This window comes from [Chlorobium] sp. 445 (assembly GCA_002763895.1).
GTDB lineage: Bacteria > Bacteroidota > Chlorobiia > Chlorobiales > Thermochlorobacteraceae > Thermochlorobacter.
The window spans coordinates 77,631-92,726 of record NSLH01000002.1 but is presented as its reverse complement, the minus strand read 5'-3'; the positions used below and the strand labels follow the sequence as shown (position 1 = coordinate 92,726).

The following is a 15,096-nucleotide window of genomic DNA, read 5'->3' as shown; positions in this document are numbered from 1 at the left end:
CGCAAGTGTTTAGGCTAAATTTTGTCGGATAAAACTTACAATGCGTTGATCGACAATGACATCTTTACGACGCACTGGCGTCTTTAAGATGATGCCTTCGAGCGAACGGCAGCGCGACAGCGCTACATAAAGCTGACCATGTGCAAATGCCCCACGTCCTAAATCAATAAGCACCTTATCAAACGTCTTGCCTTGACTTTTGTGAATGGTAACCGCCCATGCAAGGCGCAATGGAAATTGCATAAAAGAGCCAATGGGCTCAGAAAAAATCTGCTTGGTCTTCACATCCAAGTCATACTTTGAAATTTCCCACGCAACACGCTCTGCAGTTACCACTTTTCGAATGCCGTTTCGCTCAATTTCTACCTTGACAGAATCCGGTAGAATCTCATGCACTCTGCCAATTGTGCCATTCACCCAGCGTTTGTACGGATCATTTTTGATGAACATCACTTGTGCACCCTTCTTGAGCGTGAGTATCTCTTCGGCAGGTAAGACTCTGCGGTCAAAATTGCCTTCGATGGTGCCTGTAAAACTTTTTGGCTGGGCTTTGAGCAAAGCAAGTCGATTAGCATTGATTGTATTTGCAATAGTATTGGTTGTGGTCAGTGTAATGAAAAACTCTTCTTCATGTGGTGTAAAGTCGGGCTGCACGCGAGCGTTGAGCGCTGCAAGATGCTCTGGCTCAATGCTGTTTGTGCGAATCGCTTGCAATAGGTCAATGAAGGCACTATCGCTCTGACGGAAAACTCGATTTAGATGAATGATGCGTAGCAAGAGTTTTTCAAAAACCGCTGCACTAAAAAAATAAGGGGTTTCATAGAGTGAGATAAAGAGGCTTTTTTCATCTTCAGTTGAAAGCACAGGTGGCAATTGAAAGAGATCGCCGATGAAAATCATTTGCGCGCCGCCAAATGGCTTTTTCTTATCTCGTCCATTTATTCGCATGAAGTAATCAATGCCATCAATGATATCAGCGCGCACCATTGAAATTTCATCAATGACGATAGTGTCAATGGCTTGGTAGAGTTCACGGTTGCTTTTTTTCTCGATGCTTTGCGCTGTAACAACACCCAGCGGAAATTTGAAGAAAGAATGGATTGTCTGTCCACCCACATTAAGCGCAGCAATGCCTGTTGGCGCCAGCACCACCACATTCTTTGAAGTATTTTCTCGAAAGTAATTGAGCAAGGTAGACTTCCCCGTGCCTGCACTGCCTGTGATGAAAAGGCAATCGGAAGTTTTCTCCATCAAATGGTAAGCATCCAAAAACTCAGGCGTAAAGTCTATTTGATCTGCTTGGGTTGCTATATTCGTAAGCTCTGACATTGCCTTTGCACTTGTGTGTTGTTCTGAAATATAGATGCCCCTTTTGCCGCAAGCAAGCCACGTTAATGCTTTCAAAATTATTTGTCTAATTCTCAATAGTGTTGCGGACTTGCAAACGTGAGTTGCTGGTGCTTAACTTTTAGAAAAATTTTCTTTCAATAATGCCAAAGGTCAGACATACTCTCGTGCGATTTGTCGTTGCAAGTCTCTTCCTTGTCTCGACCGTCTGCGGTATTTTGGACGACAAAAACATTGATCGTTCCTACCAAAACTTCACGGATTACCACGCCTGTTTTGCGACCAATTGTCCCATTTGCGGTGCGCAATATCAACTACAAGACGATACCACACCATTACAAAAAGGCATCGTGCTGGCTTCCGATGAACTTTGTGCAACACTCTGTCTTACCTACACCATCTCTTGGCGTGGACTTGATTTTGCCTGTGAAGCAATTTTGCCGAATTCATCTCCACCTGACCAACCTCCTCAAAACAAGGCTGACATACCTCTTCGCATTTGAGCGCGGTTCAACGCCCGGTTTGCGATGTTTTTTCCAAACCCAAGTTGAACTCATGCTCAAATCACAATGCCTTACTTCGTGCTTTGCTTTTTGCTTTTGTTTTCTACTCATCTCTTGGCGCAACCTTTGACAAGAGACGCTGCTCTTCGGCGCGCGCTGGAGCATAACTTTGCTTTGAAACGTCAGCGTGCCCTTTGGGAGAGTGCGGAAGCGCGCGTGCTTACCACACTTTCGCCTGAAAAGCCTGTTGTCTCGTTCTATCTTGAAGAAATGCTCTATTCGCTTACGGAAAATCAAGTCGTGCGGCGCTGGCAACTCTCGCAAGGCTTTGAGTTTCCCCTCTCTACTTACTACCGCACGCGTGCACAATCTAAGCTCGCCTCAGCCCTCATGAGCGAAGGTTATGAATTGCAAAATGAGATTGCGGCATCGGTTCGTATTGCTTACGCCAATGCGCTTTTGTCTGAAGCATTGCTGCGTCTTGCTGAAGAAAACTATGCTATCTCGAAACGCTTCTATGACATTTCAAAACGGCTCAGTGAAGTAGGTGAAGTGTCGGAATTGCAAGTCTTGCGAGCAAAGGTAGAGATTAGTCGCGCTGAAAATACGCTTACTGATGCCCTCACGATGCTTGCTGAAGCCAAACGCACAGTTGCACTGCTCATGGGCAATCCTGCTGATACGGCTTTCACACTTTCAGATTCGCTGCGTCAGACTTTTCCAAACTTTGACCTTGCAGTGCTTCAGCGTGAGGCACTAGAAAATCGTCCGATGCTCAAAGCCATGCAAGCACGCGTGGAATCTGCTGAGATGGCGCGCTCGGCTGCATACTCTGCGCTGCTGCCCAGCTTTCGGCTGACAGTGTTTCAACAGCGCTTTGCACCAGCAGAAAATCCTCTCCAAAATTTTTATGGTGGTGAGTTGTCGTTTTCTTTGCCGCTATGGTTCTGGCTCGATGGGCGTGGAGAGATTGAAGAGAAATCTGCACTGCTTCGTGCTCAAGAAAGTAAGATGCGCCTTGTGCAACAACAAGTTGAAACCGAGCTGCAAAACGCCTTTGCGCGCTACGAATCTGCCAAAGTGCAAGCACGACGCGCTGAAACCGAAGAACTTGCTGCAGTTCGTCGTGCCTTTCGCGCCGCTGAACGCCAACTGCAAACTGGGAACATCGGCTATATCGAGTTTCTTGAAGCCAAACGCGCTTACTTCGACTCTCAAAGAAATGCTCTGGAAAAATACTTCTTAGTAGAGCGCGCCCTAGCTGAATTGCTACGCGCCGCTGGAATTTTGAATTTCAATGATTAACACTATGCTAGTGCACTTAGAGCAAAAACTTACAGGCTTGCTTTCTCGGCTGAAAAGCATAAGCACACTGCGCACAAAGACAGCGCTAGACTTTGCACACGGTGCTGACTTTGCACTCTGCCTTGCACTTCTTCTCATTCTAAGTGCATGCCAAAAGTCAGAGTCGCCGCAACAGCTTGATGCGCTAAAAGCAGAATTACATGAACCCAATGTTGTCGTGCTCGATCAGGAGCAGCGCTTGCGCTTGGACTTAGCTGTGCATCATGTTCAGCGCGAAAAACTGCGCTATGCTGTGAAAGTTCCTGCTGATGTCTTTGCAAGTCCAAACAGTGAAGCCTTTGTGGGGGTTAGTCTTGCAGGACGCATTCAAAAAATTTTTGTCAATGAAAACGATAAAGTAAAGCAAGGTATGGCGCTTGCTGTGCTCGAAAGTGCCGCTATTGCTTCGCTTGTTGCAGAACTTTGGGAAAGCGCCACTGCTTTTAGACTTGCCGATGCAGATTACAAACGCAAACGCACAATTGCTTCCGAGAACATTCTCTCAGAGAAAGTCTTGCTCGAATCGGAAACGGCTCGCAAACTTGCTGAAACACGCCTTTATGCCGCTGAAGCTAAATGCATTGGCGTTGGTTTTTCAAAGCACGATCTTGAGCGGCTCAAAGCGCGCCCTGATAGTGCCGTCTCTGCTATCATCATTCGTGCGCCGATTTCGGGAACTGTAGCTAAGCGGTTTGTTACACTCGGTGAATATGTCGAGCCAAGCAAGACACTCTTCCATGTTGTCAATCTCGATGAAGTCATGCTTGTGGGCAGTGTCTTTGAGCCTGAATTTGGCAAAGTGCATGTTGGTCAAGCTGTGGAAGTCTATGTCGGTGCATTTCATTCGGAGCGATTTGTAGGCAAGGTGCACAGCGTAGGTGCCGTCGTCAATGAAACCACACATGCCTTGCCGGTGCGCGTGATGCTGAAAAATCCTGAGCACAAACTCAAGCCATCGATGCATGCAGAACTGCTCATTACAATTGAGCGTGAGCAGCCAGAATTGCTTGTGCCAAGCAGCGCTATTGGCATTGATGGCGAAGAGAAATTTGTCTTTGTGCAAAAACATGACACACTCTTTGAAGCGCGCATGGTCAAAGTTGCCGAAGAGACCAAGGATCTGGCTGTGATTGCCGAAGGTGTGCGCGAAGGCGAGCAAGTCGTTACGCGGGGCGTGTTTTTCCTTAAATCTAAGCTGCGCACACGTGAGGGAGAAGAGTAAGCACATGTGCTATCACGCTGTGCCCCAAAAAACATCATGCAATCATGATTAATCGACTGATTGAATTTTCGCTCAAAGAGCGTTTAGCTATGGCAAGTTTGATTATCATACTTGCTGGTGCTGGACTCTATGCACTTGGACGCATTCCTATTGATTCGCTGCCTGATGTCACGAACAATCAAGTGCAAATCATCACTGAAGCGCGCGGGCTTTCAGCTGTTGAAGTCGAAAAACTGGTTACCTTTCCTATTGAAACAGCACTCAATGGACTGCCTAAAACGCTCGAACTGCGCTCAATTTCCAAGTATGGACTTTCGGTTGTTACTGTGGTTTTCGAGGACGATGTCGATAAGTTTTTTGCACGACAACTTGTCCTAGAGCGCATCTTCTCTGTACGCAAAGCTCTACCTGCAACGGTCTCTGAACCCACGCTCGGTCCAATGTCTTCCGCACTTGGCGAGATTTATCAGTACCAAATACGCGGTGAAGGCAAAACCCCGATGGAACTTCGCACTATTCAAGACTTTGTTATCAAACCGCAGCTTAAGGCTGTGGAAGGCGTAACGGAAGTCAACTCCTTCGGCGGTTTTGTCAAGCAATATCATGTTGTTGTCGATCCATTGAAACTGCAAGCCTATCGCGTCTCACTTGGCGAAGTCTTTGCGGCTATTGAGCGTGGCAATCGTATTGCATCAGGCAATTACATTGAAAAAAATCAAGAGCAATACATTATTCGTGGTCTTGGTCAAGCCAGCACAATTCGTGACTTAGAAAACTGCCTGATTCGTACTAGCGACAATGTACCGATTTACGTGCGCGATGTTGCAGAAGTAAAAATCGGCGAAGAGATTCGGCAAGGTGCAGTAACAAGAGACAATGAAGGCGAAGTTGTCACAGGCATTGTGATGATGATGCGCGGCGAAAACTCTCGCGCTGTGATAGAACGCATTAAAGAAAAAGTAAATGCACTCAATGCCACACTGCAAACACAAGGCATTTGCATTGAATCGTTCTACGATCAAACTGAACTTGTTAAGCGCACAATCCGCACGGTTATTACCAACCTTACAGAAGGTGGCTTGCTTGTAGTGCTGGTCTTGGTGTCGCTGCTTGGTAATCTGCGTGCGGCGCTCATTGTAGCAGCTGTGATTCCGCTCTCCATGCTTTGCACCTTTATCGGCATGAATTGGCTTGGACTTTCTGCAAACCTGATGTCACTTGGTGCAATTGATTTTGGCATGGTTGTCGATGGCTCGGTTGTGATGATGGAAAACATTGTTCGGCGCATTCATCACCAGCCTGATGAGTTGCGACTTCAAGCTATTCATGCTAGCGCAACAGAGGTCTCGCGCCAGATTTTCTTTGGCGTGCTTATCATCATGATGGTCTATGTGCCTATTTTTTCCCTGCAAGGCATAGAAGGCAAACTCTTTACGCCAATGGCATTTGCAGTGAGTTTTGCTGTCTTGGGCTCCCTGTTTCTTGCCCTGACCTTTATTCCGCTTGTCTCATCATTTGCCTTGCGCGGCAAACTCAAAGAGTGGGAAAATCCGCTGCTTTGCTGGCTTACACCGCGTTATGGCAAGGCACTTGCTGCAGTGATGAATCACCGCAAACTCTCGGTTGGCATTGCGCTGGCTATACTTTTGGGAACACTCTCTCTTGTGCCTTTTATGGGTGGTGAGTTTGTACCTGAATTAGAAGAAGGCAACATTTTGATTGAACTCAAACGCTTGCCTTCTATCACGCTCTCTGAGAGCATTGCGCAAGCCGAAAAAGTCGCCTCCGTCTTAAAGCGTTTCCCTGAGGTCAAAACCGTTGTGTGTAAAACTGGTCGTCCTGACATCGCCAATGACTACATGGGTGTGCAAGAAACCGACGTGTTTGTGATTCTAAATGACAAGCGCCAGTGGCGAGAAGGGATTTCTAAACAACTTCTCATTGAACACATGCGCAAGGCAATTGCGCCATACACAGAAGCCATGTATGTGAATTTCACGCAGCCTATTGCTATGCGTGTCAATGAGCTTGTCTCTGGCTCAAAGGGTGATATTGCCATCAAAATTTTTGGTGAAGATTACACGAAACTCAAGCGTTATGCAGAAGTTGTGCAGAAAGTTGCGCAAGAGACCAAAGGCACGGCGTCTATTTTGGTCGAGCAAGTCTCTGGTCAGCCCTATCTAAACATTACGCTCGATCGAGAAGAAATGGCACGCTACGGCATTGCCGTCGAAGATGTGCAGCAGGTTTTGGAGACTGCGATTGGTGGTAAAGTTGCAACTGAGGTTTTGGAAGGACAGCGCCGCTTTGCTGTTGTGGTGCGTCTAAAGCCCTCAGCACGGCGCGATCTTGACGCTATTGGCAATGTGATGATTCCAATTCCGAACACCACTTCATTTTTGCCTTTGCGACAATTAGCTACAATCACGCTGCAAGAAGGTCCAGCGCAAGTTAGCCATGAACGCACGATGCGTCGCCTTGTTGTAGAGTGCAACATTGAAGGGCGCGATCTTTCAAGCTATGTGGCAGAGTTAGAGCAACGCTTGCGCCGTGAGCTTAAGTTGGAGACGGGCTACTTTGTGGAATATGGCGGACAGTTTGAAAACCAAGCGCGCGCTATGGAGCGACTTTCCTTGATTGTACCATTGAGCATTTTCATCATCTTTGTTTTGCTTTATGGGGCGTTTGGGTCGGTCGGTGATGCCGTCTTAGTATTAGTCAATTTGCCTTTTGCACTGGTAGGTGGTATTTGGGCGCTTTTTCTTCGCGGACTTCCCTTGTCTGTTTCAGCAGCAATCGGTTTTATTACGCTTTTCGGTGTCGCCGTGTTGAATGGCGTTGTGCTTATCTCTTACATCAATGCACGGCGCAAAGCCGAGACACATCATCTACGCTCGTCGATTATTGATGCCTGCAAAGTGCGCTTGCGCCCTGTGCTCATGACTGCACTGGTTGCTAGCTTGGGATTCTTGCCTATGGTGCTCTCACAAAGCGATGGCGCAGAAGTACAGCGCCCACTTGCCACCGTTGTGATTGGCGGCTTGATTACCTCAACACTGCTCACGCTCTTCATTCTGCCTACCGTCTATGAATGGGTAGAATTGCGAGGCACATCGACTCAGCAAAATTCTGTTACAGTCTGAAAACATCTGGAAGGATTTGTATCTTTGCAGCTTAATTTTGAATCCATACAATGCTAGAAGCACGCAATCTTAGCCTGACTATTGGTACAAAAGAACTCTTGATTGAGAGTTCGTTCAGAATTGGTGACCGCGATAGAGTTGCACTCGTCGGCTTAAATGGCGCTGGCAAATCTACACTGCTCAAATACCTTGCCGGCTTAGCGCATGAACACACCTTGCATGCTGAAGGACAAATTCTCAAATCTTCAGACACGACGATTGGCTACCTGCCACAAGAAATTTCCTTTGAGGGCGATCTGGAAAAAACGGCGCTCGAATATGCCATGCAAGCCAACGAGCAACTCTACACACTCTCGCGTGATATTGCTCGCATGGAAGTCGAACTAACCTTACCTTTCGATCACGAAAGCGAAGCCTATAGCAAACTCATTGAGAAATTCTCCGAAGCAACACACGAATTTGAGCGTCTGGGTGGCTACAAAATGCAAGCCGATGCCGAAAAAGTCTTGACAGGTCTTGGCTTTTTGCAAGAGGATTTTCACAAAAAGGTAAAGGAGTTTTCTGGTGGTTGGCAAATGCGTTTGCTCATCACCAAACTTTTGCTGCAAAAGCCCACGCTCCTTTTGCTCGATGAGCCTACCAATCACCTTGATATTGATTCGCTGCGCTGGTTAGAAAACTATCTGCTAAATTACGATGGCGCATATGTGATTATCTCGCACGACCGCTTTTTTCTCGATAAACTCACCACTAAAACACTGGAAATTAGTTTCAAGCGCATCACTGAATACAAGGGCAATTATTCATTCTACGAAAGCGAAAAAGCCCTGCGCTATGAGCAAATGCAAGCCAAGTATGAAAATGATCTGAAAAAATCGCTGAGTTGCGTCGGTTTGTTGAGCGCTTTAAAGCCAAGGCTACGAAGTCGTCGCAAGCGCAAAGTCGTGTGCGCATGATGGAAAAACTGCAAGCACAGTTAGAAGCCCCGGAGCAAGACCTTTCACAAATTTCTTTTCGTTTTCCGAAGGCGGCACCATCGGGCAAAGTCGTGCTTACGCTTGAAGGCGTCTCAAAGAGTTACACCCTGCCCGACCACAGCACAAAGCGCGTACTTTCAAACATTGATTTAGAAATTGAGCGTGGCGAACGCATTGCGCTGGTTGGCTCAAATGGCGCAGGCAAATCCACACTGTGCAAAATCATTGCAGGTGAAATTGATTTTGAAGGCAAGCGCACACTGGGGCATAATGTCAGTTTAGCATTCTTTGGTCAGCACCAAACTGAGATGCTCAATCAGCAGAACACGATTCTCGACGAGATGCTTGAGCAGGCGCCTGATTCAGAAGCTCGCAAAAAGTGCGCGACCTTTTGGGCTGTTTTCTTTTCTCTGGCGATGCGGTCAATAAAAAAATTGGCGTGCTCTCTGGCGGCGAAAAATCGCGTGTGGCGCTGGCTAAAATGCTCTTACAAGCCTCAAATTTTCTTGTGCTCGATGAACCGACGAACCATCTTGATATGCGCTCAAAAGATATGCTGATCGAGTCGCTTGAAAATTACGATGGCACGCTGATTATTGTCTCTCACGACCGCTATTTTCTTGACGGTCTTGTCAACAAGGTCATTTACTTGCGCGATGGAAAGCTGCGCACATATCTTGGCAGTTATGCTGAGTTTTTAGAAAAACTGGAGCAGGAGGAAGCACAAGCCGCTGCGGCGAAAGTCACCGCTCAAAGTGCTTCGAAAGCCGAGATCAAAAAAGCAGCTGCAGCTGCAAAGGCTAAAACATCGAACCCAAAAGTTCAGAAGCAGCATCTGCAAAAACTCGAGTCGCAAATTGAATTGCTCGAGCGCGAAAAATCTTTGCTTGAGACGGAGATGGCAAAAGAAGATTTCTACAAACACACCACATCCAAATCGGTTATTGAAAAATATGGTGCGGTGAGTGCGCAGTTAGAATCGCTTTATCGCGAATGGGAAAAGGTTTCTTCATGAGGCTATGCGTCGCATTCGTTTTGCTACGGTAGAAGATGTGCCACAAATTTTAGCTTTCATTCAAGCACTTGCGCACTACGAAAAGCTCTCAAGTGAAGTTGAAGCCACTGCAGCGCGTCTGCGCGAGACGCTCTTTGGCGACGCGCCTGCTGCCGAAGTGCTCTTGGCCTATGAAGATGATGTGGCGGTCGGCTTTGCACTTTTTTTTCATAATTACTCCACTTTTCTGGGCAAGCGAGGCATTTATCTGGAAGATTTGTTTGTCAAACCCGAGTACCGCGGTCGTGGACATGGCAAGGCTTTGCTGGCGCGTCTGGCTGAGATTGCTCAAGAGCGCGGGTGTGGTCGCTTAGAGTGGGCAGTGCTGGATTGGAATACGCCTGCTATTGAGTTTTACAAGCGACTGGGTGCAGTACCAATGTCGGAGTGGACGATTTTCCGAGTTACTGGCAAAGCGCTTGACGAACTTGCATCGAAGTCAGCCTCACTTTGCCATCTTCGAAAAATTCCGTAATTCTAACGTGCATCACAAACGAAATAGGCAAAAAACCAAAGCGATGAGAACGCTTTTGTTTCTCGGGCTATGCTGCGCCGCTGCTGCGCTGTCTTTCTTTGCGGAAGCAAGTTACGCTCAGCCGCGCAAACGCAAAGCTATTGAGCCAATGGAACAATCGCCTGCTACTGTAAAATCCACTAAGCCTATTGATGTCAACCGACTTGCCAAGCAAAAACAACAAGAACTGCTCAAGAACCCTGACCAAATTTTGAATTTAGCAATTGCACAATATCAGGGCGAAAACTATGCGGTGGCAGAAAGCTTGCTTGTGCTGTATGGCTCTCTCTTGCAAAATGAACCGCTCATGCGACGCGAGCAAGCACAACTGATGCAAATTAAAACTCAGGTCAAATTAGGCAGAGTCAGTGCGGCAAAGGCAGCATTAGCGAAAGCACGCTTAGAGTTCAGCAGCGAGACTATTCGCCGTGAAGCAGATTTTGATGCCGCTGCATTGGAATACCAAGAAGGTCAATTTTTCAGTGCCGCTAAAATATTTATGACCGTTGTTGGTGCATCTTGGTCTCCTACAGACAATGATGGCTTGGCTCGCCGCGCGGCAATGCATCTCTACACACTCGCCAATGCCTTCTTGCAACGCAGTGAACTTATTGAGCTACTTGTTGCTGCAGAAAATCCACACCTCAGTATCTTGCTGCTTGATGCATTTTTGCGACGTGAATTAGCAAGTGAGCACCCGGCTGTGGATAGTCTAGCACTTGTTGTACAGGCACTTGAAACCAAACATGCCGCAGCACTTGCACCAGCGTACCGCACGACACTTGCAAGCATTCAGCAATGCCTTTTGCTTGCACGTTCAGGTGCCGCACGCTTTAAGGTCGGGGTCTTGTTGCCTTTTACGATTGATATCTTCGATGGCTCCGATTTGCCAAGCCTCGGCGAGAAAATGATGCAAGGCATCATTCAAGCTGTAACCGCATATCATCAACTTGCTGTAGGTCGCCGTATGGATGTGCTCATTCGCTCTTGTGCAACAGACGACTCGCTGACACTGCACACTATGCTTACAGACCTCATTGAACATGACTCGGTCAATATGATTTTAGGTCCGGTCTATAGCCGCCAAGCCATCCATGTCTCGCGTATTTGTGCTGAAAAAGGTGTGCCGATGCTTACGCCCACAGCAACAGATGAAGAGATCACGCGCGACATTCCTACCAGTTTCCAACTCAATCCTACTTATGCTGTTCGCGGCAAAGCTATCGCCGAGTTTCTCCTTCAATCGCTTGGAGCGAAAACCTTCGGTGTGCTTGCGCAAGATAGCACCTACGGCAAGCTCATGGCAGAAGGCTTCCGTGATGCTGTCTTGGCAGCAGGTGGCGAAATCAAATTCTACGGCATTTTGCCTACGAAACTGCGGGGCATTGCTGAAGCACTTGCCCCTCTCAAACTTAAGGCGGACCCCAAAAAAGGGTTTCCCGAAACCGCTATCGATGCAGTCTATATTCCGATGTCAAACTTCGAAGCTATTGCAATTGCCGTAGAGCAACTCAAATTCTACAACATTAAAACCCGCATTATTGGCTCTGGCGATTGGCACGATCCTCTCCTGCTTAGTCAATATCGTGCTATTGGCGACAGCGTGATTTATGCTATCGATAGCAACATTTTACCTGACGCACCAGAAACTAAGCGTGTTACCGATGCCTTCAAAGCGCAATGGGGCATTTCTCCAAGCTTGCAATTTTGGTTTGGCTACGACGCAATGGATTTTATCATTGCTACTACGCTTGAGAAAGGCATAACTGCGCGTGCAGACATTGCACGTGCGATTCGTTCAGCGCCGCCCTACCGTGCTCATCGCTCTGAAATTTTCTTTGGTGGCGGCAATGTCAATCTGAGAATGAATGTGATGAAATTTCAAAAAGGCACAATTACACAGTTGCAATAACGAAGCTCGCATAAGACTGGCACAAGAAAAGAAAGGGAACGACCCATACTGCATCGTTCCCTTTGCCGGAGGTGCTTCACCTTCTGCAAGCACCTTCAGACAAACTTTGAGCGCCGTTAATCAATCACCCAAGTTTCATTGCCGCGTAGCAGCGCATCCAAATCGCCCTCACCTTTGGCACGTGCTGCATTGAGTTGCTCCTGCATCAAGTCTTCATAGCAGGCTCGCTCTTCACGATAGAACACACCAAACGGACGTGGTAGATAGTTCTCAGAGCCCGGTGTGTCGAAGAAACGTGCTAAGATGCTTGCCTTGACGCGGTCTGTCTCATCATGAATCCAGAGGTCGTCTGCTGAGACACTTCCATCATTGAGCTTCACGACCACTGGCTTGAAGCCATCGAGACGAATGCCTTTGTCTTGCTTTGCGCCGAAGATGAGCGGCTTGCCATGTTCGAGGAAGAGGTCGTTTTTCGGCTTTGGTGGCTTTTTCTGTGAAGGCTTCAAAAGCTCCATCGTTGAAGATGACGCAGTTTTGATAAATCTCCACAAGCGATGTGCCCTTGTGTTGATGAGCCCGCTTGAGCATCTCACGCAAGTGTTTGACATCTCTATCCATTGTGCGCGCTACAAATGTGCCTTCCGCACCAAGCGCCAATGCAACAGGATTGATAGGATGATCAATCACACCGAAGGGCGATGATTTTGTCACAAACCCTTCTTTCGTTGTAGGCGAGTATTGTCCTTTTGTCAACCCATAGATTTCGTTGTTGAACAGCAAAATTTGCAGGTTGATATTGCGCCGCAGAACATGTAGAAAGTGATTGCCACCAATTGAGAGCAAATCGCCGTCACCTGTGGCAACCCAGACATCGAGGTCAGGACGCGCCATCTTTAAGCCTGAAGCAATGGCTGCTGCTCTACCGTGAATGCCGTGAATGCCAAATGTTTCCATGTAGTACGGAAAGCGCGACGAACAGCCGATGCCAGAGACAAAAACAAAGTTCTCACGTGCAATGCCCAGTTCAGGCAAGACGGTTTGCACTTGCTTCAAGATGGAATAGTCGCCGCAGCCGGGACACCAGCGTACATCTTGCGCCGAGACAAAATCTTTTGCGGTGAGCACGGACAATGCGGGCTTGTGTGCGACACCATTTCCCGTGAGGTCTAATGCAGACATAGTTACTTCTCTCCTTATTGGTTAAGCATTTCTAAAATTCGACTCTTGAGTTCCGCCACTGAAAATGGCAATCCTTGTACCTTGCTGAATCCCACTGCAGGCACAAGAAACTTGTCGCGAATGAGGCGAACCAGCTGCCCTGAATTGAGTTCAGGAATGAGAATTTTCTCAAAGCCGTAGATGATCTCACCTAAGTTTTTCGGGAAGGGATTCAGATAACGCAGGTGTGCGTGCGAGACTTGGTAGCCTTCTTTGCGCAAATCGCGCACGGCGGTCTTGACCGCCCCAAATGTTGAGCCCCAACTGAGCACCAGCAATTTGCCGCTCGACTCGCCATTGTCAATGGTTTGCAGGGGAATGACATCAGCAATACGCTCGACTTTTTGAGCGCGCAATCTTACCATCAATTCGTGATTTTCACCATCGTAAGAGATGTAGCCCGTTTCATTTTGCTTCTCTAAGCCACCGACACGATGTTCCAGTCCCTTCGTTCCGGGAATTGCCCACGAGCGAGAGAGGTGTTCATTGCGCTTGTAGGGCAAATATGGCGCGTCGTCTTTTTCACGTGCTGGCACAAATTGAACAGGAATATCGGGTAAATCTACTGTCTGTGGGAAGCGCCAAGGCTCAGAGCCATTTGCAATGTAGCCATCGGTCAAGCAGATGACCGGAGTCATGAATTGAATCGCCAGTTTGCAGGCTTCAAAAGCCGCATCGAAGCAATCTGATGGCGATTGCGCTGCAATAATTGGCAGTGGCGCTTCACCATGTCGACCAAACATTGCCATCAAGAGGTCAGATTGTTCCGTCTTTGTTGGCAGCCCTGTTGAGGGTCCGCCACGTTGTACATCGACAATCACAAGCGGCAATTCCAGCATCATGGCTAAGCCCATAGCTTCCGCTTTAAGATCCATGCCCGGACCAGACGTGGTCGTTACTGCCAAATGCCCGCCGTAACTTGCGCCAATTGCTGCACAAATCGCCGCGATTTCATCTTCCGCTTGGAACGTGCGCACCCCAAAGTTTTTGTATTTGGCTAATTCATGCAGAATGTCGGAGGCTGGTGTAATAGGATACGAGCCCAAGAAAAGCGGCAACCCAGATTTCTTTGAGGCTGCAATCAGTCCGAACGCTGTAGCTTGATTGCCCATGATATGGCGATATGTGCCTGCAGGTAACTTCGCTTTCTTGACCTCAAAGCGCGTGGTAAATTGCTCAGTCATTTCTCCGTAGTTATACCCGGCTTTGATTGCGCGTACGTTGGCTTCGGCAATCTCTGGCTTTTTCTTAAACTTTTCTTGAATATTTTTAATCGTTGGAGCAATTGGTCGACAATAGAGCCAGTAGAGCAGCCCTAAGACAAACATATTTTTGCATCGGTCAATGTCTTTGGTGCTTAGCCCCGAGCCCTCAAGTGCCGCTTGTGTCAGGCGCGAAATCTCAATTTTATAGACATGGTAATCGTTGAGTGAGCCGTCTTCCAGTGGATTTGTCTTGTAGCCTGCTAATTCCAAGTTCTTTGCATCGAAGCCATCAGCATTAGCAATGATGAACTTTCCTTTTTTGAGATTCTTGATATTGGCTTTAAGTGCCGCAGCATTCATTGCCACAAGCACATCAATTTGGTCGCCCGGCGTGAAGATTTCTTTGCTACCAAACTGAACTTGAAAGCCTGACACGCCTGGCAGAGTGCCAGCAGGAGCGCGGATTTCAGCAGGATAGTTTGGGAAGGTGTTGAGGTCGTTGCCTAAAATTGCTGCAGTTTCGCTGAACTGCGTGCCTGTAAGTTGCATGCCATCGCCAGAATCTCCAGCGAATAAAATCGTGACATCCTCTTTGGTTTCAAGGCGCACGGATTTAACCTCACTCATAGTCTTTACTCCTTTTTCTTTTTCGGTCAT

8 protein-coding genes and 2 pseudogenes are annotated in these 15,096 nt (G+C 47.6%); 7 read left to right on the top strand and 3 right to left on the bottom strand.

Annotated elements, in window-relative coordinates; translation table 11 throughout:
* Positions 1–9: 9 nt before the first annotated feature.
* Entirely contained in the window at positions 10–1,329 is a 1,320-nt protein-coding gene (locus tag CMR00_01580) for an AAA family ATPase (GenBank protein PIO49115.1), read from the bottom strand.
* Between the two features lie 161 nt (positions 1,330–1,490).
* Here CMR00_01580 and CMR00_01575 point away from each other — a divergent pair, with 161 nt between their 5' ends.
* The 7 genes and pseudogenes from CMR00_01575 to CMR00_01545 all read left to right on the top strand — a co-directional run bounded on the left by CMR00_01575 (position 1,491) and on the right by CMR00_01545 (position 12,016).
* Positions 1,491–1,850, top strand: a complete 360-nt coding sequence (locus CMR00_01575; protein ID PIO49059.1) for a hypothetical protein — start codon at positions 1,491–1,493, stop codon at positions 1,848–1,850.
* Positions 1,851–1,916: 66 nt separating this feature from the next.
* Positions 1,917–3,155 carry a hypothetical protein gene (locus CMR00_01570; protein PIO49058.1) on the top strand — a complete coding sequence of 413 codons (1,239 nt, stop codon included), beginning with the start codon at positions 1,917–1,919 and terminating at the stop codon, positions 3,153–3,155.
* Entirely contained in the window at positions 3,148–4,416 is a 1,269-nt protein-coding gene (locus CMR00_01565) for a hypothetical protein (GenBank protein ID PIO49057.1), read from the top strand. The genes CMR00_01570 and CMR00_01565 overlap by 8 nt, the downstream gene beginning before the upstream one ends.
* 44 nt (positions 4,417–4,460) lie before the next feature.
* Positions 4,461–7,559: a CusA/CzcA family heavy metal efflux RND transporter gene (locus CMR00_01560; GenBank protein ID PIO49056.1), complete on the top strand. Its 3,099-nt coding sequence runs from the start codon at positions 4,461–4,463 to the stop codon at positions 7,557–7,559.
* A gap of 50 nt (positions 7,560–7,609) precedes the next feature.
* Positions 7,610–9,551, top strand: a pseudogene (locus CMR00_01555) (ABC transporter).
* A 4-nt stretch (positions 9,552–9,555) separates the two neighbouring features.
* Complete coding sequence (locus CMR00_01550; GenBank protein ID PIO49055.1) at positions 9,556–10,065, top strand: GNAT family N-acetyltransferase; 510 nt, start codon at positions 9,556–9,558, stop codon at positions 10,063–10,065.
* A gap of 43 nt (positions 10,066–10,108) precedes the next feature.
* Positions 10,109–12,016 (top strand): hypothetical protein, encoded by a 1,908-nt coding sequence (locus CMR00_01545; GenBank protein ID PIO49054.1) that lies wholly within the window; start codon positions 10,109–10,111, stop codon positions 12,014–12,016.
* A 116-nt stretch (positions 12,017–12,132) separates the two neighbouring features.
* On the opposite strand, the pseudogene CMR00_01540 reads toward CMR00_01545, so the two are convergent.
* Positions 12,133–13,195, bottom strand: a pseudogene (locus tag CMR00_01540) (2-oxoacid:ferredoxin oxidoreductase subunit beta).
* 14 nt (positions 13,196–13,209) lie between these two features.
* Positions 13,210–15,066 (bottom strand): 2-oxoglutarate ferredoxin oxidoreductase subunit alpha, encoded by a 1,857-nt coding sequence (locus tag CMR00_01535; GenBank protein ID PIO49114.1) that lies wholly within the window; start codon positions 15,064–15,066, stop codon positions 13,210–13,212.
* Between the last annotated feature and the right edge of the window lie 30 nt (positions 15,067–15,096).